Origin of the sequence: Pleomorphomonas carboxyditropha (assembly GCF_002770725.1) — a bacterium.
GTDB classification, from domain to species: domain Bacteria; phylum Pseudomonadota; class Alphaproteobacteria; order Rhizobiales; family Pleomorphomonadaceae; genus Pleomorphomonas; species Pleomorphomonas carboxyditropha.
The window spans coordinates 171,857-194,924 of sequence record NZ_NQVN01000002.1; the positions used below are offsets into that span (position 1 = coordinate 171,857).

19 protein-coding genes are annotated in these 23,068 nt (G+C 65.8%); 15 read left to right on the forward strand and 4 right to left on the reverse strand.

Features of this window, described 5'->3' with window-relative positions; all coding sequences use genetic code 11:
- Positions 1–174: 174 nt before the first annotated feature.
- From CJ014_RS05290 to CJ014_RS05355, 14 genes are all read left to right on the forward strand, one after another.
- Positions 175–699 (forward strand): RNA polymerase sigma factor, encoded by a 525-nt coding sequence (locus CJ014_RS05290; protein WP_100079495.1) that lies wholly within the window; start codon positions 175–177, stop codon positions 697–699.
- A complete protein-coding gene (locus CJ014_RS05295) occupies positions 696–1,829 on the forward strand; it encodes a FecR family protein (RefSeq protein ID WP_133121808.1) in 1,134 nt (377 codons plus the stop codon). Before CJ014_RS05290 ends, CJ014_RS05295 begins: the two co-directional genes overlap by 4 nt.
- A gap of 289 nt (positions 1,830–2,118) precedes the next feature.
- Positions 2,119–4,749, forward strand: a complete 2,631-nt coding sequence (locus tag CJ014_RS05300; RefSeq protein ID WP_165790752.1) for a TonB-dependent receptor — start codon at positions 2,119–2,121, stop codon at positions 4,747–4,749.
- A gap of 180 nt (positions 4,750–4,929) precedes the next feature.
- Complete coding sequence (locus tag CJ014_RS05305; protein ID WP_100079498.1) at positions 4,930–5,715, forward strand: hypothetical protein; 786 nt, start codon at positions 4,930–4,932, stop codon at positions 5,713–5,715.
- 158 nt (positions 5,716–5,873) lie between these two features.
- Positions 5,874–6,605, forward strand: coding sequence for a calcium-binding protein (locus tag CJ014_RS05310; protein ID WP_133121809.1), 732 nt, complete (start codon positions 5,874–5,876; stop codon positions 6,603–6,605).
- 84 nt (positions 6,606–6,689) lie between these two features.
- Entirely contained in the window at positions 6,690–8,546 is a 1,857-nt protein-coding gene (locus CJ014_RS05315; RefSeq protein WP_100079500.1) for a type I secretion system permease/ATPase, read from the forward strand.
- A complete protein-coding gene (locus CJ014_RS05320; RefSeq protein WP_100079501.1) occupies positions 8,533–9,843 on the forward strand; it encodes an HlyD family type I secretion periplasmic adaptor subunit in 1,311 nt (436 codons plus the stop codon). Before CJ014_RS05315 ends, CJ014_RS05320 begins: the two co-directional genes overlap by 14 nt.
- A 146-nt stretch (positions 9,844–9,989) precedes the next feature.
- The gene (locus CJ014_RS05325; RefSeq protein ID WP_100079502.1) at positions 9,990–10,664 is read left to right on the forward strand and encodes a biliverdin-producing heme oxygenase; all 675 of its coding nucleotides are present in this window, start codon (positions 9,990–9,992) and stop codon (positions 10,662–10,664) included.
- Positions 10,661–12,097, forward strand: coding sequence for a heme anaerobic degradation radical SAM methyltransferase ChuW/HutW (gene hutW / locus CJ014_RS05330; RefSeq protein WP_100079503.1), 1,437 nt, complete (start codon positions 10,661–10,663; stop codon positions 12,095–12,097). The genes CJ014_RS05325 and hutW overlap by 4 nt, the downstream gene beginning before the upstream one ends.
- An 80-nt stretch (positions 12,098–12,177) precedes the next feature.
- A complete protein-coding gene (locus tag CJ014_RS05335; RefSeq protein ID WP_100079504.1) occupies positions 12,178–12,783 on the forward strand; it encodes a biliverdin-producing heme oxygenase in 606 nt (201 codons plus the stop codon).
- 11 nt (positions 12,784–12,794) lie between these two features.
- A complete protein-coding gene (locus CJ014_RS05340; RefSeq protein ID WP_100079832.1) occupies positions 12,795–13,247 on the forward strand; it encodes a YbaN family protein in 453 nt (150 codons plus the stop codon).
- A 2-nt stretch (positions 13,248–13,249) separates the two neighbouring features.
- Positions 13,250–14,200, forward strand: coding sequence for a tonB-system energizer ExbB (exbB, locus tag CJ014_RS05345; protein ID WP_100079505.1), 951 nt, complete (start codon positions 13,250–13,252; stop codon positions 14,198–14,200).
- Between the two features lie 4 nt (positions 14,201–14,204).
- Positions 14,205–14,681 (forward strand): TonB system transport protein ExbD, encoded by a 477-nt coding sequence (exbD, locus tag CJ014_RS05350; protein WP_100079506.1) that lies wholly within the window; start codon positions 14,205–14,207, stop codon positions 14,679–14,681.
- Complete coding sequence (locus CJ014_RS05355; RefSeq protein ID WP_100079507.1) at positions 14,678–15,517, forward strand: energy transducer TonB; 840 nt, start codon at positions 14,678–14,680, stop codon at positions 15,515–15,517. Before exbD ends, CJ014_RS05355 begins: the two co-directional genes overlap by 4 nt.
- A gap of 82 nt (positions 15,518–15,599) precedes the next feature.
- Here CJ014_RS05355 and CJ014_RS05360 read toward each other — a convergent pair whose 3' ends face one another.
- Entirely contained in the window at positions 15,600–16,565 is a 966-nt protein-coding gene (locus CJ014_RS05360; RefSeq protein ID WP_100079508.1) for a GGDEF domain-containing protein, read from the reverse strand.
- Positions 16,566–16,994: 429 nt separating this feature from the next.
- Between CJ014_RS05360 and btsR the strand changes: the two genes are divergently transcribed.
- Complete coding sequence (gene btsR / locus CJ014_RS05365; protein ID WP_100079509.1) at positions 16,995–17,711, forward strand: two-component system response regulator BtsR; 717 nt, start codon at positions 16,995–16,997, stop codon at positions 17,709–17,711.
- Between the two features lie 85 nt (positions 17,712–17,796).
- On the opposite strand, the gene CJ014_RS05370 is transcribed toward btsR, so the two are convergent.
- From CJ014_RS05370 to CJ014_RS05380, 3 genes are all read right to left on the reverse strand, one after another.
- Positions 17,797–19,614 carry a carbon starvation CstA family protein gene (locus CJ014_RS05370; protein WP_100079510.1) on the reverse strand — a complete coding sequence of 606 codons (1,818 nt, stop codon included), beginning with the start codon at positions 19,612–19,614 and terminating at the stop codon, positions 17,797–17,799.
- A 197-nt stretch (positions 19,615–19,811) separates the two neighbouring features.
- The gene (locus CJ014_RS05375) at positions 19,812–21,530 is read right to left on the reverse strand and encodes a sensor histidine kinase (RefSeq protein WP_100079511.1); all 1,719 of its coding nucleotides are present in this window, start codon (positions 21,528–21,530) and stop codon (positions 19,812–19,814) included.
- Between the two features lie 198 nt (positions 21,531–21,728).
- On the reverse strand, positions 21,729–23,003 hold the full coding sequence (locus CJ014_RS05380) for an ABC transporter substrate-binding protein (RefSeq protein WP_100079512.1): 1,275 nt from the start codon (positions 23,001–23,003) through the stop codon (positions 21,729–21,731).
- Positions 23,004–23,068 lie beyond the last annotated feature (65 nt).

Sequence of the window (23,068 nt, forward strand, 5' to 3'; positions counted from 1 at the left end):
AAGGGCCGCCGATGGGGGATTTGGGGGACCGAGGCAGGGGTATGCGTGCCGACGGAACGAGAAAACGCCTTGGCTGCACGAAAGGGGCACCCTCGCTCGGAGAACGGACCTCCTTGAAAAGGAGCTGAATTCTTCCTGCGCCAGAATAATAGCCGCAATGCGAAGGAATTTGGGATGAAGGAAGGACCGGACCTCCGCTTCTCCACGTATCTGTCCCAACGGCCGGGCCTGATCGAGTATGCCGCCCGCATGCTGGGCTCGCGCGAGGCTGCCGAGGACATCCTTCAGGAAGCCTATCTCCGCTTCGTCCCCAAGGCATCCGGTAGCCCGCTCCGCCACAAGTCCTACCTGTTCCGCATCGTCCACAACCTTGCCGTCGATATGCTGCGGCGCAAGAAGCTCGAACGCCGAAGCAGGATGGAGGACACTCCCCCCTGGGCCGCGCCTCCGCCAATGCCGACGCCGGAGGAAACAGTTCTCTTTTGCGAAAGCGTAAGGCGAGCCATGGATATCATCGCCGATCTGCCGAAAAGTCAGCGCGTCGCATTGGAGATGCACCGCTTCGGCGGCTACCCGCCCGAGCAGATCGCCGCCCACCTCGGCGTATCCGTCCCGACCGTATACCGTCTCGTGCAGACGGCCGTGGCCACGCTCACCTTGCGCCTCAGACAGGATCCCGCCGATCATCGCCCCTCGTGAACGAAAATCACATTGTAAAGAATCAAACGAAGGAAAATGGTATCGTGGTCGCGGCATTCGCCTTCTTCATGAACAAGCAGACTGGCGCGGCCGCCGGCAAACAGCGCACATTGGGCACCGAAGTGAAAGCGGAACAGGAACTTCTCGAGGAGGCGGCGGGCTGGATTCTGAAATTGGAGACGGCGCCCGATGGTTCGCCGTTGTTCAGGGAATTCGATGCCTGGCTGATGGCTTCGCGGGGAAACCGGACCGCATGGGAAAGCGTCAACCAAACCTGGCAGCTGCTCGGCGCAATCAGGCCGGCCGACAATCAGAAGGTCTGGGGCGACGTTCCGTCCCTCCCCAAACCGGGCCTGGCGCCACTCGTTGAGACCATGACGCGCGCCCGTTCGGCGCGCGCTTCGTTTGTTCGTTCCGCCGGCCTGGCCATCGCCGCGGTCTCCGTCGCCTGGTTGATCTGGATCGTTGCCCCGATCGCCCTGATTGCCTGGCAGGCGGATCATCGGACTGGCGCCGGCGAGACCGAGATCGTCGCCATGGCGGACGGCTCGACGGTCGAACTGGGTGGCCGCAGCGCCATCAGCACCAAGGTCGATTCCGCGCAGCGCAAGGTGACGCTGCTGGCCGGAGAGGCTTTCTTCGATGTTTTCCGCGACGCCGAGCGTCCGTTCGTCGTCGATGCGCAGGGCATCGAGCTCGAGGTGCTAGGCACCGCCTTCGACGTTCAGGTGTCGTCGTCGACCACCAATATAGCGTTGCTGCGCGGCTCGGTCGTCATCCGCTCTGGAGCGCAGGACGGCGTCGTCACGGTCCTCAAGCCCGGCGAAAGGTTTGCCGTCGATCATGACACCGGCGCCGTCAGCGTCACCGCCGTATCGTTGGATGAGATCGGCGCATGGCGCGACGGCAAGGTTTTCCTCGCCGATGCCACCGTCGCTTCCGCCGTCGAACTGATCCAGCGCTATCATCCGGCATGGATTTCCGTGCCGGACGGAAGCCTCGCCGCCCGCAAGGTCAGCGGGCTGTTCGACCTTCGCCATCCCGATCAGGCCTTGTCGGCTCTCGTCGGACCGTTCGGCGGCAAGGTCAGATCGGTCTCGCCGCTGGTGCGCATCGTCACCCGCCTTTGAGCCGCCGCCGCCCCGGCGGGGAGCGGGCCCTCCGGTTTTCCACACCGCGCGTCTTCTAAAGTATAATGTAAAATCAAAGGCTTGCTACGAATTGTAGCAATGAGCCGTCCAAAAACCTGACAAAAAAATTCGAGAATTTTCGCGCCTCCGTGAGAATTTCGCGGAGTTGTTCGTCTTTACGGTCGGAAGCATGCGTCAAGAGCGGTGTGCGTTACGACAATGAAGGCGCGGGGGCACGATGCGTATCGGGGGTACACGGAATGGAGTTTCAACGACCAAGGTAACGGGGGTGGCCGCCACGTCCCGGCTGCTCGTCGGCGTTGCGGGTTGCGCGCTTGCCGCCGCTTCAGTCGTCATCCCGCGAAGTGCCTTGTCCCAGGCGATCGAAAACACCTCGACGGTTGCCGCGACGCGCCAGTTCAGCATCCCGGCGCAACCGCTCACCGATGCCCTTGGCCAGTTCGGCCGGCAGTCGGGCCTTCAGGTCGCCTTTCCGGCCGAAGTCGCGCAAGGATTGAGCGCGAATGCCGTCGTCGGCACATTCACGCCGCGCGACGCTCTGGCGCGGCTTCTTCAGGGAACCGGCGTTTCCTGGCGCATCACCGCGCAAGGCGCCGTCATCGTCGGCGGCCAAACAACGGACGCCTCGGACGACGGGGCCGTGACCGCCGACGGCTCGCTATTGCTCGACACGATCACGGTCACCGGCCAGAGCGAGCGCGCCGCCTCTTCCGGCTCCGGCTATCAGGGTACGCCCGATTGGGTCTACGAAACGCCGTCCTCGGTTGGCGTGATCTCACGCGAGGCGATTCAGAGCGCGCCGTCCCGCAACGCCCGCGACCTGCTCGACAACGTCGCCGGTGTCTATGCAAGCCGCGCCGAGGCACAGAAGCCTGGTATTTCGGTGAATATCCGCGGCCTTCAGGATAACGATCGCGTCGGAATGATGATCGACGGCGCGCGTCAGAGTTTCCAGCGCAACGGGCATGGCGCCACCCAACAAACCTATGTCGACACGGCTTTCGTCCGCGCCATCGAGGTTGAAAAGAGCGGGACCTCGGGCGCCGGAAGCTTGGGTACGCTGGGTGGATCGGTGAACTTCCGCACGATCGTCGCCGACGATCTGATCCAGCCGGATCGCAAATGGGGCGTCGAGCTCAACGGAACGACGGGCACCAACAACTATCATTTCGACGGTTCGTTAGCGGCGGCAATTCGCCTGTCCGACAGTTTTTCGGTTCTTGGCGGCGTCAGCCACAAGAACATCGGCGCCTACGAGGTCGGAAAGAACGGAGAATTGCGCGCCCAGACAACGACGGCGACCGGCGACACCTTTCTGTTCTCGGGCCAGGAGGTGCTGTCCACCATTCTCAAGGCAGAGGCCGACATCACGGACGACGCCAAGCTGTCGCTCAGCTGGGTCCGTAACGAATCCGATTTCAGCACCGGCAATTACTCCACCTTTCTAGGCGACACGATGCTGCTGGAAACAAAGCAGAATGTCGTCAACGACACGTTTGCGACATCACTCGACTGGAACCCGCACAGCAATCTGGTCGATCTGAAGGCCCGGCTTTACTACAACCAGACGGATCACGAGGACAACGCTTACGTCATCGATGGCGTGGGTCGCAATTACAAGATGGAAACACCGGGCGGCAGCATCGAGAATACCAGCCGCGTCGACACGTCCTTCGGGCTTCTCTCACTCAATTATGGCGCCGAGGCGTTCCGGGACGACGGCAAGTCGAACAATCCCGCCGTCATCATCGACGGCATGGACCAGACGGACTACTACAACGGCGGCAACCCCGCAGGTAAACGCGACGTTGCCGGCGGTTTCTTCAACGCCAAGCTCGAGCACGACGACTGGCTGACCGTACAGGGCGGCTTTCGCTACGACTGGTACAGGGCAAGCGGCAGCACGACGATCTATGGCAATGAGACACGGGATATTATCCAGACAATTGAACATCCCGAAATACCCTGCCGTCAGCCGTTCCCAACACGGCCAGATATTTGCATCGGCGGTCAGCCGGCGTGGACGGAATATGTTTATGGTGATCCCTATTATCCCCGCTACGGCGTAAACATTAATCGCTCGGACGGAGCATTCCTTCCGACCTTCACCGTTGCAGTAAAGCCCTATGACTGGCTTCAGCCCTTCGTCAAATATTCGGAGAGCTTCCGCCCGCCGACCGTGATGGAATCCTTCCTGAATAGCGGCCACCAGGGCGTGTCCAACAGCTATGCTCCGAACCCATATCTTGAGCCCGAAAGTGCGGAAACCTGGGAACTCGGCGTCAATATTTCAAAGGATGCTCTGTTCAAGGCGGACGATAGCTTGCGCCTCAAGGTTGTTGGCTTTTATCGTGAAGTCGAGGATTATATCGCGCTGGGGCGCACGTATAACGAAGACGCCGCCCGGTATTATACGTCGCCCGTCAATCTGAGCGGAGCGACGCGCATGAAGGGCGTCGAGGTCGAGGCCAATTACGACGCTCGAGCGTGGTATCTCGGCGGAACGCTCACCTATAACGAGGCCGACTACCCGCGATGGTACGGTTCCGGCGCCGGGCTCGGATATCTGGGCGCCGAGTCGTCGGTAATCTTCGTCCAGCCCGAAATTCGGGTGGCGCTCGACGGTGGCGTGCGGCTTTTCGATGAGAAGCTGACGCTCGGGGCCCGCATGACTTATGTCGGCAAGACGGAGCCGACGATCGGTTCGTTGCAGAACAACTACAAGCTTGACGACTACACGCTTTTCGATCTCTACGGGTCCTACGCTATCAACGAAAATGCGAAGTTGCGGGTCTCCGTCACCAACCTGACGGACAAGGCCTACGTCTCGGCACTCGGTGCGGACTACTACGCCATGCCTGGACGCACGATCACGGCATCGCTCAACCTTAAATTCTAGATCGTCGTGCGTCCTCACGGACACAGAACGACGGTCTAGTCTTTTGTTATCGCATCGGATTTTTCGAAAACCGGAGCCCGCTTTCCGATCCGATGCTCCAAGGAATTCCCCGGCCCGCTGGGCTGCGGAACAGAGGTTCGTCCCGGACGAACAGACGAGACCGACCAAAGGAGATTTAACATGGCAGTCGTGCTTCAGTTGACCGCGGCAAGCAGCAATCTGCGCGCCTATCTCGACTCCTATGACGCCAACTTCACCTACAATGGCAATGGCTGGTTCAACGGCATCGCCGGCGGAGAAGATCAGTGGGTTGCCGGCACGTCCACCTACATTGGAACGCCAACCAATGGCGAACTCTCGGCGATCATGGACATCGTGGACTATTCGTACACGCCGGGCGCCTTCAACGGGCAGGTGACCCAGCTCGCACTCGGCGTCAACTTGGTCCAGGACTACAACAACGACATCTTCACCCAGACCAATCAGCTCATTATCACGCCCGAGTCCGGCTACCTGCCGATCACCAGCACGTTCAACGAGGCGATCTATGCGTTGTCTCACGGCGGCGCAGTGGATGGAGGGACCTACACCTTCACGATCCCCGGCCAGGCTCCCGTCACCCAGGAGTTCGCCGGTCTGACCGACTACTTTGCCGAGCAAGGCACAATCCAGATCGGCAATGTCGGTCTTAATGACGTCCTCGTTGGCTTTGGCGGACAGGACACCTTCGTCTTCCAGGAAGGCTCCGGTACGGAAGACACGGTCAATAACTTCGACGTGGCGCAAGACCTTCTCGACGTTTCCGCATGGGGCGCTACGAGCCTGACCGATCTGAATATCGCGGTCGATGCTGGTGATACGATCATTTACAGCGCCGACTTCAGCGACGGTATCGTTGTCACAGGCGTCACCGACCTCACCGTGTCGAATTTCGTCTTCGCCGACTCGCTCGCCCTCGCTGCCTAAGAGCCGCACGGCATGACGCAACGCCGCCGCTCCGCACGCGGCGGCGTATCTGACTTCAAACCCGAAGCCACTCACTCATCCGCATTGGTCGGAGCCGCCGCTCGCAACCGGGCTGGCGATATTCCGGCAAGCGCCGACGAAATAGTAAGGAGATGAACATGTCAGTGATTTTGAACTACACGACGGCAAGCAGCGATCTTCCTTCTTTCCTGGCGGACTGGCAGGACAATTTCGGCTATCGCGGCGACGGTTCGTTCAACCAGGTCCGCAACACCACCGATCAATGGTTCGCCGGCACGCCGGGAAACGCCACCGCGTCTTCGGTGATCGTCAATGGCGACGACTACAGCCTGACGCCGGGGACCGTTGACGGAACGGTCGACACGCTCGCACTCGGCAGCAACCTGACCTACTCGGGTTCCGCCGACACCTGGTCGCAGACGGTGGGCCTGTCGGTGGACCTCGATGGCGCACCGCTGACCGATGCCTGGGACGCCGCTATCACCGACCTGTCACAGAATGGCAGCCTCGACGGCCTTTATGCCTATTTCGCCGAGCAGGGCACCGTACAGAACGGCACTGTCGGCGATGACGTTCTGCTGAGCTTCGGCGGCGACGACGTCTTCTATGGAGGCGACGGTGCCGATACCTTTCTCTTCACCGGCAATGACGGCGCCGATACCATCAAGGACTTCGACGCCGATGCGGACGTTATCGATGTGAGTGCCTGGGGCGCCGATGCCTTCACCTCGCTTTCGGTGAGCTGGATCAACCAGGGTGTTCAGGACGTCTACAACGCCGTCATTACCTACAACGGTAACGGCAACACCATCACCGTCGAGAATATCGCCTTCGGCTCCCTCGACGCTGGCAACGTCCTCGTCGCCTGACGCGAAGGGTGCGCATCCGTCCTGGGTGCGCACGTCTTCGTCTCCGTTCAGCAGAATTTACCACTCCAGGAGGTTCCGGCGCTCATGCAACCAATCCGGCCCAGGCCTCGCTCTGAACCGTTCAAAGCCCTCGGCTTGACTCGGACTGTTGCCGCTATCGCGCTCGTCAGCGGCGTCGTCAACCTCCTGGCGCTGACCTCGCCCCTGTTCATGCTTCAGGTCTACGACCGGGTGCTGTCGAGCCGCAGCGTGCCGACGCTGGTGGGGCTTGCCGTGCTGGCGGCCGGTCTCTACGCCTTCCAGTCCGCGCTCGACATCCTGCGCGCCCGCGTGCTGCTGCGCGTCGGCGAGCGCTTCGACCACGAGTTCTCCGGCCGTGTCCATGACGCCGTCGTTCGCCTGCCGCTGCATGCGCGGCTTCCCGGCGACGGCCTCCAGCCGTTGCGCGATCTCGACAACGTGCGCGGCTTCCTGTCCGGCCAGGGGCCGACCGCGCTCTTCGACCTGCCGTGGATGCCGCTCTATCTCGGCATCTGCTTCGCCTTCCACGTCTGGCTCGGCACGACGGCGCTGGTCGGCGCCATCGTGCTGGTGTCGCTGACGCTTCTCACCAATTTTCTTTCGCAAGGGCCGATCCGCGCCACGATCGAGCACAACATGGTCCGCAACGCGCTGATGGAGGCCGGCCGCCGCAATGCCGAAGTCGTGCGCGCCCTCGGTCTCGGACCCCGCATCGCCGCCCGCTGGCGGGAGGCCAACGTTGCCTATCTCGCCGCCAACCGCAAGGCGGGCGATGTCGCCAGCGGCCTTGGCGGCATTTCGAAGGCGCTGCGCATCACGCTCCAGTCGGCCATCCTCGGCGTCGGCGCCTGGCTCGTCATCCGGCAGGAGGCGAGCGCCGGCGTCATGATCGCCGCCTCCATCATGATGGGGCGCGCGCTGGCGCCGGTCGATCTCGCCATCGCCAGCTGGAGGCCATATCTCATGGCGCGCCAGAGCTGGGCGCGCCTTCAGGATCTCCTCGGGAAGCTGCCGGAAGCCGGGCCGGTCCTGGCGCTGCCCAGGCCGGCGCGCGACCTGTGCGCCGAAGCCCTTGCCGTCGCGCCGCCCGGCGACAGGAAGCCCACGGTCATGGGGATCGGCTTTGCCATCCAGGCCGGCAGCGCTCTCGGCATCATCGGCCCGTCCGGCTCGGGCAAGTCCACGCTCGCCCGCGCCCTGATCGGCGCATGGGAGCCGGCCGCCGGCAAGATCCGCATCGACGGCGCGAGCTTCGATCAGTGGGATCGCGAGGCGCTCGGCCGGCATATCGGCTATCTTCCCCAGGGCGTCGAGCTGTTCGACGGCACGATCGCCGAAAACATCGCCCGCTTCGAGCCCGAAGCCGATGCAGGGAAGATCGTCGCCGCCGCGATGGCGGCCGGCGCCCATGAACTCATCCTGCGCTTCGAAGCCGGTTACCAGACCCGCATCGGCGAGGCCGGCTCGGCGCTTTCGGCCGGCCAGCGCCAGCGCATCGGCCTTGCCCGCGCGCTCTACGACGACCCCTTCCTCGTCGTCCTGGATGAGCCGAACGCCAATCTCGACAGCGACGGCGAAACGGGCGTCGTCAGGGCAATCACCGCGGTCCGCGAACGCAAAGGCATTGCCATCGTCGTCGCGCACCGGCCGAGCGCCATCAATGCGGTGGACCATGTGCTGGTGATGGAGGCCGGGCGCATGAAGGCGTTCGGCCCTCGCGACGAGGTTCTGTCCAAGGTTCTCAAGCCGCCGCCGGACCGCCATCCGGCAACGAACGGCGCCGCGCCTTCCGGCCCGCCGGCCTATCGCCCCACCACCCGCACCTTGCACCCGTTCCACGTCGCCGCCGCTCCGGCAAGCGGCTTCGATACGGCGGCTGAGAAGACCCCGGAAGCGGAGGACGCCGATGTCCGCCACTGACGCCGTCCTCGTCGCTCGCTCGATCCGTGGGCATCTCGCCGCCGGTCTCGTCATCGGCGGCCTGCTCGTCGGCGGCGTCGGCGCATGGGCGGCCACCGCCACTCTTGCCGGCGCCATCGTCAGCCACGGCACCCTGGTCGTCGATTCCTACGTGAAGAAGGTCCAGCACCCGACCGGCGGCATCGTCGGCGAGATCCTTGTCGGCGACGGCGACCGGGTTGCCGCCGGCGACGTTCTCGTGCGGCTCGACGCGACGCAGACGCGCGCGCAACTCGCCATCGTCGCCAAACGGCTCGACGAGCTTGCCGCCCGCCTGGCCCGCCTGGAGGCCGAGCGCGACGACAAGCCGGAAATCGAGTTTCCCGCATGGCTGCTCGCGCGCACGGATGACGCCGATGTCGCCGCCGCCTTGCACAGCGACCGCCGCCTCTTCGAATTCCGCCGTGAATCCCGCGACGGCCGCAAGGCGCAGCTTCGCGAGCGCATCGCCCAATACGAGCACGAGATCGACGGCCTGAAGGCGCAGGAGCTCGCCTACCAGCGCGGTCTTGCCGTCCTCGAAAGGGAGATCGCGGCCTTGCGCCCGCTGTTCGAGAAGGGCGTCGTCAACGCTCAGCGCCTCAACGCCCTCGAAACGCAGGCCGCCACCTTCGATGGCGAGCGGGGCGAAAAGATCGCGTTTCAGGCGCAGGCCGCCGGCCGCATTTCCGAGACGAAATTGCAGATCCTCTCCATCGACCAGGATCTGAAGACGGAGGTCGGCCAGGAACTGCGCGAAATTCAGGCCCAGACCGGCGAATATGTCGAGCGCAAGGTGGCGGCCGAGGACCAATTGAAGCGCATCGACATCCTCGCGCCTCAGGACGGGGTCGTGCACCAGCTCGCGGTCCACACCGTCGGCGGCGTCATATCCCCGGCCGACACCATCATGCAGATCGTGCCCCAGAGCGACGCCCTGGCGCTGGAGGCGCGGATTTATCCGCAGGACATCGATCAGGTGGTGCTTGGCCAGACTGCCGTCCTGCGCATGTCGGCCTTCAACCAGCGCACCACCCCGGAGCTCAACGGCCGCGTCAGCCGCATCGCCGCCGACCTGACCGAGGACGAGCGCACCGGCCTGTCCTGGTACCTCGTCCGGATTTCCATCCCGCCCGAGGAACTGGCCCGCCTCGGCGACCTCGCGCTGGTCCCGGGCATGCCCTGCGAGGCGCTGATCCGGACCGGCGAGCGCACGGCGCTCTCCTACCTGGTCAAGCCCCTCGCCGACCAGCTCAATCGCGCGTTCCGGGAGGAATAGCATGGGCGGCAAAGCTGAAGCGGACGCCGCAATGAAGGCTGGGAAATTGGCCGGCCGCCGCCGAACGGCACGAGAGGGGCCATCGAGGCGAGCGCCTTGCCGTTCGCCCTTCCAGGCATGTCAACGCAACTCGATTCGAGGTCGGAATGGATAGAAATACCTTGGCGAAAGCACCCGCCGGGCATGTGCGGAGCCATACGCAGCTTTTGCATGCAGCCACACATCCGACCCATGATTTGCTCGACAAGGCGATCATGGGGCATCGACCGTTTGCCGACCGGGAGCGTTACGGTCTGTTCCTGCGAACGCAGCACGGCTTCCATCGCGACATCGACGCGCTCTACGACGATGCCGGCCTCGCCGGGTTGCTGCCCGACCTCCGGGGGCGTCGGCGGCTCGGCCTGATCGAGCGGGATCTTGCCGATCTCGGCGTCGAGCCGCCGGCGCCGGATGGCGATCCCGCATTCCTTCCCGGCGCGGCCGTCGATCTGCCCACCGCATTGGGCTGGCTCTATGTGGCCGAAGGCTCCAATCTCGGCGCCGCCTTCCTGCTGAAGGAAGCCGCCAAACTGGGCTTTTCCGAAAGTTTCGGCGCAAGGCATCTTGCCGGGGCGCCGGAAGGCCGCGGTCTTCATTGGCGGACGTTCACGACGGCCTTCGACGCCATTCCGCTCGACGGGGACGGAGAGGTGCGCCTGATCGATGGGGCCGTAAGCGGATTTGCCCGTGTTCTCGGCTTTGTGGACCGGCAGTTCCGGGTGCCGGGGCAGGGTCGTCCGTCGGTTTCGCGCGAGGATCAGCGGGGAGAGAAGCATCCATGAGGCCCCAGCAGCCGTCCGCGCGGCCGGCCGGCCATCCCACCGCCGCCGGCGGCATGAGCCCGTCGGCCGGCCCGGCCGACCTGTCGGCGTTTCTGCCCGTTGCCGGCGGCGACGCGCTGACCGGCGCCTTCGCCCGCCGCGCGCCGATGATGCCCTGGCAGACCGACCGCCGCATAGCCGAGGAGGAGTTCCCCCGGCACGTCGCGGCCGTCTTCGGCGCGGCGAGCCCGGCGCGGCGGGTGGCCTACGTCCATGTCCCGTTCTGCCATACGCACTGCCTGTTCTGCGGCTTCTACCAGAATCCGTATGACGCCGAGGAGACGCACGCCTTCGCCGGCCGACTGGTACGCGAGATCGAAGCGGCCGCCGCGCGGCCGCTCCACCGCGACGGCCGGCCGATCGAGGCGGTGTTCCTGGGCGGCGGCACGCCGACGGCGCTGGCGGCCGAGGACATCGCGGCGGTGGTTGGGGCGCTCAGGCGCTGTCTGCCGCTGGCCGAGGACTGCGAGATCACCCTCGAGGGCCGCACCCACGACTTCACGCCCGACAAGGTGGAGGCGGCGCTCGGCGCCGGCGTGACGCGCTTTTCCATCGGCGTGCAGAGCTTCGATACCCGCGTGCGGCGTCGGCTCGGCCGCAAGTTCGACCGTGCCGGCCTGCTGGCGCTGCTCGAGGAACTGGTGCAGGCCGGCGGAGCGTCCTTGGTCATCGACCTGATCTACGGCCTGCCGGGCCAGGACGCGACGGTGTGGCGCGACGACGTCGAGACGGCGGCCGGGCTTGGCCTCGACGGCCTCGACATCTACGCGCTGAGCATCTTTCCGGGCGTACCGCTGTCCCGGGCGATCACGGCGGGCAAGACGCTGCCGGTGCCGAGCCTGGCCACGCAGGCCGAGAGCTACGCCCATGCGGTCGGCCGTTTTGCCGAGCTCGGCTGGAAGAAGCTGTCGCAGGCGCATATGGCCCGCACCGGCCGCGAGCGCAGCCTCTACAACCAACTGGTCAAGACCGACGCCGCCTGTCTCGCCTTCGGCCCCGGCGCCGGCGGCTCGGCGCACGGCCGCTCCTGGCGCACGGTGGCCGACCTCGCCGAGTGGTCGCGCCGGATCGAGGTGGGCGCGCCGACGGTGGCAATGATGGCCGAGGGCACGCCGCGGCGCGCCGTCCACGCGCGTATCCGCTCGCAGCTCGAGGACGGGGTGTTCGACGGCGCGAGCGTCGAGGCGCTGGTTCCGGGCTTTCTCGCCGCCGCCGAGCCGCTTTTGTCGGCCTGGACGGCGGCGGGGCTGGGCGCGCGCCAAGGCAGTTCGTTCCGCACCACGGTGGCCGGCGATTTCTGGATGACGACCCTCGCCGCCGGCCTGATCCAGGCGAGCGAGACATTGGGATCGACGAGGGAGCGCGCCGGCATCCACGCCGGGAGAGCGCCATAGCCGCCGCGCCCGTCCGGGGATCGCTTCCGCGGCGCTGCCGGGGAGGGCGCCCGGTAAAGCCGCAGACAGGAGAGAAGCGAATGGACACGAAGACGACGACCGCTCCCGACGGGAGGACGAGCCGCGTCGCCCGCCTGAAGGCGGCGACGCAGGAGGCCCACGAGCGCCTCGACGAGCGCTTTCTGGCGCTCGATCCGTTCGGCGATCTCGAGCGCTATCGACGGTTTCTGGCCGTGCAGCACGCCTTCCACCAGGAGATCGACCGCCTTCAGCGCAGCCCGGCGCTGGCCGGCCTGATCCCGGATATGGCGGCGCGCCGGCGCCTCGACCTGATCCGGCAGGACATGCTGGATATTGGCGTCGCCCTTCCGGAGACCGGCTCCGGCGAGAAGCACTCCGTCGACGTGGCGGGCGCCTTCGGCTGGCTGTATGTGGCCGAAGGCGGCAATCTCAGCGCGGCGACCTTCATGAGGTCGGCGGCCGGGCTGGGGCTGACCGGGGACGCCGGCGCGCGCCACCTTGCGGCGGCATCGCAATCGCGCGGCGCGCACTGGCAGACTTTCCTGGCCGCGCTCGAGGAGCTCGGCCTCGATGAAGCGGCCGAACGGCGGCTGGTCGACGGCGGCATCGAGGCGTTCGATCGTTACCACATGCTGCTGGCGACCCATCTGGTCCCCCCGCGGTGATGGAGCCCGGCATGAGCGCGTCCGCTGACGGGAGGGATCGGCCACGGCTGGGAATTGGCCTGGGGTTGCGCCTGGGTCTGCGCGGGCTTGGGCTGCTGTTCCTCGCCATCGGCGTGGTCGGCGCCTTTCTGCCGATGCTGCCGGCCACGCCCTTCCTGCTCCTGGCTCTCGGCTGCTTCGCACGATCGTCGCCGCAACTGGAAGCGCGGCTGCTCGCCCATCCGCGCTTCGGTCCTTCCCTCCTGGCGTGGCGGACGCATCGCGCGATGTCGCGCCGGGCCAAGATCGGCGCCTGCCTGGGCAAGGCGGTGGGTTTTGCCTGCTTTGTTTTCTTCGCGCATCCGCCCGTCTGGCTTGCGCTGGCGGTGCTGGGGCTGATGACGGCGGCGGCGGTATGGATCGTGCGGCGTCCGGAGCCCGAAGCGCAGGGGATAACCGGCGGGGAACGGGAGATCGGAGAATGAGGATGCGTCGGATATCGGCTTCGGCGGCGGCCATCAGGCGCTCCTTCCTGGTGATGGCGATGATGGTGCTCGCGGCACCGGCCTTTGCACAACAGGGGGCGGCCGCGACGGAAGCGCCGGCCGCGCCTGTCGTTGCGCCGGCGCCGTCCGCCGATGCGCCCGTACCGTCCCTGTTGGAGAATCCGGCGGCAACGATTTCGCATCTGCTGGCCGCGCCGGAGCGCACCGCCGACCTGCCGCATGACCTGTCGCCCTGGGGCATGTTCCTGGCCGCCGACTGGGTGGTGAAGGCCGTCATGATCGGCCTCGTGCTCGGTTCGCTGGCGGTGTGGACGGTGTGGCTGGCCAAATCGATCGAGATCGCCTGTGCCAGGACGCGCGCCAAGCGGGCTGTCGCCGCGATCGCCGGGGCCGCCTGCCTCTCCGATGCCGATGCGCGGCTGGCCGGGCGCGGCGGACCGGCTGCCTTCATGGTGCGATCGGCCGCCGACGAGATGCGCCGCTCCGCCATGGCGCTCGACCATGTCGGCGGCGACGGCGTCAAGGAGCGCGTCGGCGCGCGGCTTGCCCGCATCGAGGCACAGGCCGGCCGCCGGCTCGCGCGCGGCACCGGGCTCCTGGCCACCATCGGTTCCACCGCACCCTTCGTCGGCCTGTTCGGCACCGTCTGGGGCATCATGAACGCCTTCATCGGCATCTCGGAAGCGCACACCACCAACCTTGCCGTGGTGGCGCCCGGCATTGCCGAGGCGCTGCTGGCCACCGCCATAGGCCTGGTGGCCGCCATCCCCGCGGTCATCGTCTACAACGTCTTCGCCCGCGCCGTCGCCGGCTACGCGCAGTTGCTGGCCGATGCCGCCTCGGGCGTGGAACAGTTGGTCAGCCTCGACATCGACCTGCGCAGGGTGCCGGCCGAAGACCGGTCCGCTTCCACACTTGCGGCGGCGGAGTAGGGCCATGGCCGGCGGCATAAGAAGGAATGCGGGTTCGCTGCCCGAGGAGAACAGCGACATCAACATCGTCCCCTTCATCGACATCATGCTGGTGCTGCTCATCATCTTCATGGTGGCGGCGCCCTTGGCGACCGTGGATGTCGACGTCGACCTGCCGGCTTCGACGGCCAAGCCGGCCGAGCGGCCCGACAAGCCGCTCTACCTGACGCTCGGGAGCGATCTCGCTCTGCATCTCGGCGACGCTCCGGTGGCGCGCGAGGGGCTGGCGGCGGCGCTCGACGCCTTCACCGGCGGCGACAGGGAGACGCGCGTGTTCCTGCGGGCCGACCAGGCGGTCTCCTATCGCGATCTCATGGAGACGATGAACCTGCTGCGCGACTCCGGCTACGTGAGGATCGCCCTGATCGGCCTCGAGGCCGCGCCGGCCGCCTCCGTTCCCGACGACGGGGCCGGCCGTCAGCCCGGAACCCCGCTCCCGTGAGCGGCTGGAGCGCCTCGGTCGGACGCGGCGCCAAGGCCGCCGAGGCGGCGCTCTGGACCGCCGCGGGCCTGATCGTGCTCTCCGCTCATCTCGGCGCGGCGGCCTGGCTGACGCGCCAACCGCCGACCGCCGCCGTCGACGCGCCGCCGGCCGCCATCATGATCGAATTCGCCGACGTGCCCGAGGCGATCCTGACCGAAGCCGACGACCTCGCGCCCGACCAGCAGGACGCCCCCGACAGCCCCGAGGCCGAGCGGGTGGAGGCACCCGAGACGCCGCCCGAGAGGATCGTCGAGAAGGAGCCCGCGCCGGTCGAGGAGGAGGTCGCCACGGACGAGATCGAGCCGGCCGAAGAGGCAACGATCCTCCCAATCATCGATGCCGAAGTGCCCATTCCCCTTGCCAAGCCAAAGCCGCCGGAACCGAAGAAGAAGGCCGAGCGGCGCCAGCAGGAACAGGCCGCTTCGCAAGCCGCCATGGCGGCCCAGGCCCAGGTCCGCCAGTCAGACCGCAATGCCGCCCGCCAGAGCGCCTCCGGCCTGTTGTCCTCCGCATCGTCGCTGGCGAAGTGGCAGGCCCGGCTGATGGCGCATCTGGAGCGCCGCAAGCGCTATCCCGCCGGTGCCAGGTCACGCCGCGAACAGGGCGTCGCCTATGTGCGCTTCGCGATCGACGACGCGGGCAATGTGCTCTCCGCTGTGCTCGCCCGCTCCTCCGGCTTTCCCGAACTCGATAACGAGGTGCTGGCCCTCGTCCGCCGCGCTTCCCCGCTGCCCGCTCCGCCCCCTGGCGTGCCATCCGCCATTACTACGCCCGTTCTCTTCGACCTAAAGTAATCCAAAATCTTGGTGACCCCAGGGAGCCCACCTGTGCGCTTGGGAGAGAGCGCGAGCCATCGGACCGATGGCGTCTGCGCGCTTACGGGAAACCGGCCGCAACCGGCTGTATGTCATGAAGATCGTCGGCGTGGCCGTCCCCCGGCAGGGCTTCCGCCTCGGCGACGACGACGGCATTCTTGCCGCCCCTCTTGACGGCATACATGAGCCGATCGGCTTCCCGCATCATGTCCCGGCTGGTCCTGCGCGGCTCGGGAGGAACGATCAGCGCTCCCATGCTGCATGTGACGGAATGACAAGTTCCGGCAAGCGCCTCGGTCACGCGCCGATGCAGTCTCGTGGCCAGCAGCCGTGCCTCCTCCGGCGAGGCCGCCTGCAGCGCCAGCGCGAACTCGTCGCCGCCGATCCGCCCGAAACGATCGGCGCGTCGGATCTCTTTTGCGACGTGGTGCGTGAACGTCATCAGCACCTCGTCTCCGGTTTCATGGCCGTGCTGATCGTTCACGCTCTTGAAGCCGTCGAGGTCCATCACGGCGAGCAGCACCGTCTTTCCCGAGGCATGGCCGGCGGCGAGCATGGCTTTGACTTCTTCCTCGAACGCGGTCTTGTTCAGGACGCCCGTCATCCGGTCTTTTTGCGCCATGTTCAGCACATGGTTGTATCTGCTCCTGAAGCCCGCAACGATACCCGCGACCGCCGCAAAGGACACGGCGCGGGCCAGCGTGCTTGTCACGATTGGCAGGAGATCGACGTGCCCCTGAACGAGGGGAGCCTTGATGGACATCGCGAGAACGACGAAAGCCGTGACCGTGATCGCATGCATCCGGCCCAGCATCCAGCAGCCGAGAATGACCGGGAAGACGTAAAGGGAACGGACGCTGATATCGCCGTTTCCGGGCAGAAGATCGAGGAACGTTATTATCGCGACGCCACCGACAACGAGGGCCCACGCCTCCCACGGGCTTCTGTTCAGCAGCCAGGAGACGATCGTATAAAAGGGGTCGAACCCGTTCCTGGTTCGCTTACCGATATGAGTGCGATAATTCATCCCCGATCCCGAAAGGGTTCAACAGTCCAGAAGCGATGCCCGGATGGCGGGCGCCCGGTTTCTCTCAAGCGCCCCGGTGTTGCAAGGCGCGACGAACCAGCTTGTCGACGTCGCCTTTATATTGCAAGGCTCCTATATGAGCTACGGGTTGAATTTGGGTAAATGATACGATCGCGCTCGCTCCTGGCGAGCGACGTTCTATAATCTTTTGTTTTGCAGGCTATAGGCGGCAATTTCTGCGAAGAAAAGTTGTCGCAGCGTTTTTATTTCAGGCGATCGAGACGATGACTGCCTGCCGGACACCAGGGGCGCTCCGGAAATCCTTCTTGAACGCACTTTGAGCCGGTATCGTAACTTGGCAGCCATTTCGAAAACTTGCTATTGTCATTGCCGGCTTCCTGATCGGGAAGGAAAACCGCGGGGTAGGGGATGCGTGCGTTGTTGATCGACGACGAGGAACTGGCGCGGGCGGAAATCCGTCTGCTGCTCGGCCGGGAGGCCGATATCGACATCGTCGGCGAAAGCGCCAACGCGATCGAGGCCATCGCCGCCATCAACCACCTTCGGCCGGACGTGGTGTTCCTCGATATCCAGATGCCGCGCATTTCCGGGCTGGAGATGCTCGGCATGATCGATCCCGACCGTCTGCCGCGCATCGTCTTCCTGACGGCCTACGAGGAATATGCCCTGCGCGCCTTCGATGCCAACGCCTTCGACTACCTGTTGAAGCCGGTGCAGGAGGCACGCCTCGCCAAGACGCTGGAGCGGCTGCGCCGGCCGCCGGCCGGCGTCGCGCCGCTGCCGGCCGAGGCGACGCAGCCGCTGCGCCACATCCCCTGCACCGGTCTCAACCGCGTCCACCTGATGAAGCTCGACGAAGTCGAGGCGGTGCTCTCCAGGGCCTCCGGCGTCTTCGTGCTCGGCACGGACGGGGAGGAGCATTTCACCGAACTGACGCTGCGGACCATCGAGGAGCGCACCGGCCTCATCCGCTGCCACCGCCAGGTGATGGTCAATCCCGACCGCATTCGCGACATCGCCTTCGGCGACGGCGGGCTCGCCACCATCCATACGCTCGGCGGCCGGGCGATCCCGGTCAGCCGCCGCTTTTTCGGCTCGCTGAAGGAACGGCTCGGCATCGGTTGATGCAAATGGCCATGAAAAAAAGCCGGGTCCCGATGCCAGGACCCGGCTTGCGCTGCGGCTAAGGGAGGGGTGCCGCGCGCTTGCCTCACTCGGCCGGAGCGGCCGCGAAGTCGGGCAGCGCCTGCCGTTCGGCTCCCTTGGCGGCGAGCAGGGACTTCCAGCGCTTCAGCGATGTCGCCAGGATCACCACGCCGAGCACCAGCATGATCACCGAGATCGCCGCGTTGACCGGGTTGTAACCCTTGGCCGCCGGATTGAGGTAGACGTTCGCCACCATCCAGTAGCCGGCGTAGTTCACCGTTACGTAGAGGTAGGCGAGCGGTACGAGGCAGGTCAGCGCGTAGATGCGCTTGGTGGCGAGGCGCAGGATGATGGTGGCGCCGACCATCAGCCCGAGCGAGGCCATCATCTGGTTGGAGACGCCGAACAGCGCCCAAACCGAGTTGATGTCGCCCGAGTTGAGCAGATAGCCCCACAGCAGGCAGGCGAGGACCGAGGCGGCAAGCGCGCCCGGCAGCCAGTCGATCCGCTTCATCGGCGCGTAGAGGTCGCCGACCATGTCCTGGATCAGGTAGCGGGCGACGCGGGTGCCGGAGTCGACGGCGGTCAGGATGAACACCGCCTCGAACATGATGACGAACTGGAAGAAGTAGGAGGCGAGCGTCGAGAACCAGGGAATCTTGGTGAAGATGAAGGTCATGCCGACGGCCAGCGTCACGGCGCCGCCGGTGCGGCCGGCCAGATCCATGCCGATCTCCTGCTCCAGGTGCGGCAGTTCGACGGTGGTCATGCCGAGGTTGGCGAACACGTCCGGCGCGGCGTTGATGGCGAAGTAGTCGGCCATCGGCAGCGCGGTGGCGGCGATGAGGGCCAGCACCGCGACGACGCATTCGACCAGCATCATGCCGAAGGCCACCGGCAGGATGTCGTTCCACTTGTCGGTCAGTTTGGGCGTGGTGCCCGAGCCGATGAAGGCATGGAAGCCGGAGATGGCGCCGCAGGCGATGGTGATCGAGATGAACGGCCAGACCGGACCGGACAGCACCGGGCCGCCGCCGTTGACGAACTCGGTAAGGGCCGGCATGCGGATGTCGGGGTTGATGAACACCACGCCGACCACCAGCGCGCCGAACACGCCGATCTTCATGAAGCTGGAAAGGTAGCCGCGCGGGGTGAGTAGCAGCCACACCGGCAGCGCCGAGGCCAGGAAGGCATAGGCCGGCAGCATCAGCGACACGGCTTCCTTGTGGTAGCTGAACCAGGCGCCGATGGCGGTGTCCTGGATGTATGGGCCGGCGAGCACCGACGCCAGGATGGCGGCGAGGCCGAAGTAGGTGGCGATCTTGACGTTGCCGCCGAAACGCTCGTAGAGCCCGACCAGGATGGCGATCGGGATGGTCATGAACACCGCGAAGGTGCCCCAGGGATTGCGTTCGAGGGCATGCACCACGACCATGGACAGGCCCGCCATGGTGATGGTGATGATGAACAGCATGGCCAGCGCCGTGCACCAGCCGGCCACCGGCCCGAGCTCGGCCTTGGCGACCTCCGACAGCGACGAGCCCTTGTGCTTCATCGAGGCGAACAGCACGACGGTGTCGTGCACGGCGCCGCCGAGCACGCAGCCGGCGAGCAGCCATACGAAGCCGGGCAGGTAGCCGAACTGGGCGGCGAGCACCGGGCCGACCAGCGGGCCGGCGGCGGCGATGGCCGCGAAATGCTGGCCGGCGTTCACCCACTTCTTGGTCGGAACATAGTTGCGGCCGTCCTCCAGCGCGTGGGCCGGCGTGACGGCGCCGTCATCGGTGCCGAGCACCTTCTTGACGAAGAAGATGCCGTAGAAGCGGTAGCAGATCGCCAGTATACACAGCGTGACGATCACGAGCGTCAGGGCGTTTTCCACGATTGGGTCCTCCGAGATGATGGCGGACCCTAGCGTCTGACCGGCAATGGCGGGGCGGGCTTCCGGCGAGCGGCGGAATCCGGAGGACGAGCGGCGGTTTTGGCGCCGCGAGCGGTCGTGCGAAAATGCGGCCGGCGGCCGAAACGACTGAATTTACATAGTATTACCTATGCGGCGGGCCGTGCCGTTGCCGCCGGTCAGGCGGCCGGAACCGCCGTCGCTCCATCGACGCCCGTCCCTTGCAGCGGAACACGCAGCGACACCCGCGTCGCCACCTCCGGCTCCGCGCTGACGGAAAGGCCGTAACGGCTGCCGAAGCGGGCGCGGATACGCCGGTCGACCAGCGACATGCCGAGCCCGTCGCTGCCGGGGCGGGGTTCGTAGAGCCCCGCGTTGTCCTCGACGGCGACCACGACGTCGCCGCCGTCGCGGCGGGCGGAGATCGACACCCGGCCTTTGTCCAGTAGCTGCGAGGTGCCGTGCTTGATGGCGTTCTCGACGATCGGCTGCAGCGAGAAGGCGGGCAGGTGCACGCCGCGCAGCTCGTCCGGCAGGTCGATCACCACCTCCAGCCGGTCGCGGAAACGCGCCTTCTCGATCTCGAGATAGGCGCTGACGTGCTCGATCTCGTCCTCGATCGCCACTTCTTCGCCAGCGCGTTTCAGATTCTTGCGGAAGAAGGTCGAAAGGTTTTGTACCAGCCGCCGCGCCGCCGGCGGATCGATGCGGATGACCGCCGACAGCGTATTGAGCGCGTTGAACAGGAAGTGCGGATTGACCTGGGCGTGCAGCAGCTTGATCTCCGACTGGGCGAGGCTCTGCTTCTGCTGCTCGTAGCGGCCAGCCAGGATCTGCGCCGACAGCAGCCGGGCGACGCCCTCGCCGAGCGCCCGGTTGAAGGACGAGAACAGCCTGGATTTCGGTTCGTAGAGCTTGATGGTGCCGATCACCTCGCCGTCCTCGCCCTGCAATGGAATGACCAGCGCCGAGCCGAGCGGGCAGTCGGGATCGATCGAGCAGGTGTAGGAGACCTCGTCGCCGTCGGCATACATCACCTTGTTGTCGCGGATTGCTTCCCGGGTCTGGACCGAGGTGATGGCCCGGCCCGGCACGTGATGATCGGCGCCAATGCCGATGAAGGCCAGGATCTTCTCGCGGTCGGTAATGGCGACGGCGCCGACGCCGGCCTCCTCGTAGAGGATGCGGGCCACCGTGGTGCTGTTCTCGGCGTTGAAGCCCTGGCGCAGCACACCTTCGGCCCGGGCGGCGATCTTCAGCGCCTTGGCCGAAAACACTGCCGAATGGGTTTCGTAGAGCTTGCGGCGGTCAAGCAGGATGGTCATGAACAGCGCCGCGCCGATGGTGTTGGCGAGCGTCATCGGCAGGACGATGTCGCTGACGAGATGGGCCGCCGCCTCGATCGGCCGGGCAAGCGCCAGGATGATCGCCATCTGGGTGAGCTCCGCAGCCAGGGTGACGGCGGCGACGAAGGCCGGCGACAGCAGCAGGGCGGCGCGGTGGCGGCGCATCAGATCGGCGTGGGCGAGGCCGCCGATCAGCCCTTCGGCCGCCGTCGACAGGGCACAGGCCAGGGCCGTGAAGCCGCCCATCGAGTAGCGGTGGAGGCCGCCGGTGATCCCGACCGCCAGCCCGACCAGCGGCCCACCGAAGATGCCGCCGAGCACGGCGCCGATCGCACGGGTATTGGCGATCGATTCGCCGATATGCAGGCCGAAATAGGTGCCCATCACGCAAAAGGTCGAGAAGACGACGTAGCAGATGATCCGGCGCCAGGGGCGGACCGTCACCTGCATCAGCGGCAGGATGATCGGCGTCTTCGAGAACAGATAGGCGATCACCAGATAAACGCACATCTGCTGCAGGAGCTTGAGGACGAGGTCGATCCAGGTGGGCATGGGCGGAAGTGGCGTTCTTGGCGAAGAAGGATACCAGGGAAGCCTATTACATAGCCCGCTGGAGCGCGATAGCGTATCTGGGCAGATGAATTTCCCGGCGCGCCTTCCTTCGTGGCTGGGGGACCGCCGGGCGTCCAAAAAACATCCGGGCGCCGCGGATGGCGGCGCCCGGGCGTTCGAAGAATACGCAGCGCGATGTCAGTTCGCGGCGGTCTCGTTGATCTTGGCGATGTCGGTTTCCAGCGCCTTGTAGGTCTCGTCGAGCGACAGCTCGCCGACGATCAACTGGCTCATGCGCTGGACGATCTGCTGGAACATCGCCGTGCTGCCCTTGGTACGGATCAGCTCGATGGCCGAACCGGGAATGTTGTTCTGATTGTCGGCAAACACCGCCATCGAGGCCTTGGCGCTGGCGTTGGTGAGCTGGTAGCTGACATTGTCGAGGCGGGCGCCGGTCAGGATGACGTAGTTCTCGGCGATCTCGCGCTGCACCTTCTCCGAGCCGAGGAACTCGATGAATTCGCCGACCACCTCCGGATATTTGGTGCGCTTGAAGCCGACGATGGCCGTGGCGCCGGGCATGGCGTAGCAGCCGGCGGCGCCGCACGGGGCGCTGACCGCCGTCCATTCGAAGGCGTCGCCGATCTTGTTCTGGAACGGATTCACCATCCAGTTGCCGGCGAGATAGGTGACGACGTTGCCGTTGACGAACTCGTCGCCCATGTTCTTGTACTGCGAGCCGCCGGCCGCGCCCCACATTTCCTTCGGGAAGCTGCCGTCCTGCGTCCACTGGTAGAGATCGGCGATGTAGCTCCTGGCGGCGTCGTCGGGGAAGGTGAACTTGCCGTCCTTGATGAAGGTCGCGCCGTAGGAAAAGGCGCCGCCGGCGAAGCGGTGGCCGGAGCGGTCGAGCGTGAACGGGATCTGCGCGCCGGTGGCCTTGGCGACGCGGGCCGAGGCCTCGACGATGTCCTTCAGCGTGGCGCCGGGGGCGGGCAGCGGCTCGTCCGCCTGCTCGAACAGCGTCTTGTTGACGAAGGGCAGGTTGAGCGTCTGCGAGGCGATGTAGCCGTTGATCGACTGCGGGTCGTTGATGCCCGGCAGGCGCAGCAGGTCCAGGCTGGCGCCGTGCAGCTTGGCGAAGCTCTCCGGGTCCTTCATGTAGGGCCGCATGTCGAGATAATAGGGGGCCAGTTGCCAGTCGGCGATCTTGGCGAGGTCGGGACCTTCGCCCACGGCGAGCTGGACCGGCAACTGCTTGCCCACCGCGTCATACCCCGACGACACGAAATTGATCTTCACGTCCGGATGGCTCGCCTCGAACTCCCGGCTTAGCGAAGCCATGTGGTCGACGTAGCTCTGGTCGTCGTCGGTGAAAAGGAACGTGATGGCCTTCTGCTCGGCCAACGCGGACGAGGCCGCCCAGACCGACGCGACGGCGAACAGGCTCGTGCCGATGAAAGATTTCGACATCCAGTCCTCCCATGAAAGAAATTTTATGATCTGGCGGTGCTCCTCCGACTGGTGCCAGAATGATG

Excerpts from the sequence above, each read along its gene's own strand:
- CJ014_RS05340 (WP_100079832.1), top strand. The coding sequence starts at position 12,795 with ATGAGCGCGTCCGCTGACGGGAGGGATCGGCCACGGCTGGGAATTGGC.
- CJ014_RS05380 (WP_100079512.1), bottom strand. The coding sequence starts at position 23,003 with ATGTCGAAATCTTTCATCGGCACGAGCCTGTTCGCCGTCGCGTCGGTC.
- CJ014_RS05360 (WP_100079508.1), bottom strand. The coding sequence starts at position 16,565 with ATGAATTATCGCACTCATATCGGTAAGCGAACCAGGAACGGGTTCGAC.
- CJ014_RS05310 (WP_133121809.1), top strand. The coding sequence starts at position 5,874 with ATGTCAGTGATTTTGAACTACACGACGGCAAGCAGCGATCTTCCTTCT.
- exbB (WP_100079505.1), top strand. The coding sequence starts at position 13,250 with ATGCGTCGGATATCGGCTTCGGCGGCGGCCATCAGGCGCTCCTTCCTG.
- CJ014_RS05290 (WP_100079495.1), top strand. The coding sequence starts at position 175 with ATGAAGGAAGGACCGGACCTCCGCTTCTCCACGTATCTGTCCCAACGG.
- CJ014_RS05320 (WP_100079501.1), top strand. The coding sequence starts at position 8,533 with ATGTCCGCCACTGACGCCGTCCTCGTCGCTCGCTCGATCCGTGGGCAT.
- btsR (WP_100079509.1), top strand. The coding sequence starts at position 16,995 with ATGCGTGCGTTGTTGATCGACGACGAGGAACTGGCGCGGGCGGAAATC.
- CJ014_RS05315 (WP_100079500.1), top strand. The coding sequence starts at position 6,690 with ATGCAACCAATCCGGCCCAGGCCTCGCTCTGAACCGTTCAAAGCCCTC.
- CJ014_RS05375 (WP_100079511.1), bottom strand. The coding sequence starts at position 21,530 with ATGCCCACCTGGATCGACCTCGTCCTCAAGCTCCTGCAGCAGATGTGC.
- CJ014_RS05335 (WP_100079504.1), top strand. The coding sequence starts at position 12,178 with ATGGACACGAAGACGACGACCGCTCCCGACGGGAGGACGAGCCGCGTC.
- exbD (WP_100079506.1), top strand. The coding sequence starts at position 14,205 with ATGGCCGGCGGCATAAGAAGGAATGCGGGTTCGCTGCCCGAGGAGAAC.
- hutW (WP_100079503.1), top strand. The coding sequence starts at position 10,661 with ATGAGGCCCCAGCAGCCGTCCGCGCGGCCGGCCGGCCATCCCACCGCC.
- CJ014_RS05325 (WP_100079502.1), top strand. The coding sequence starts at position 9,990 with ATGGATAGAAATACCTTGGCGAAAGCACCCGCCGGGCATGTGCGGAGC.
- CJ014_RS05305 (WP_100079498.1), top strand. The coding sequence starts at position 4,930 with ATGGCAGTCGTGCTTCAGTTGACCGCGGCAAGCAGCAATCTGCGCGCC.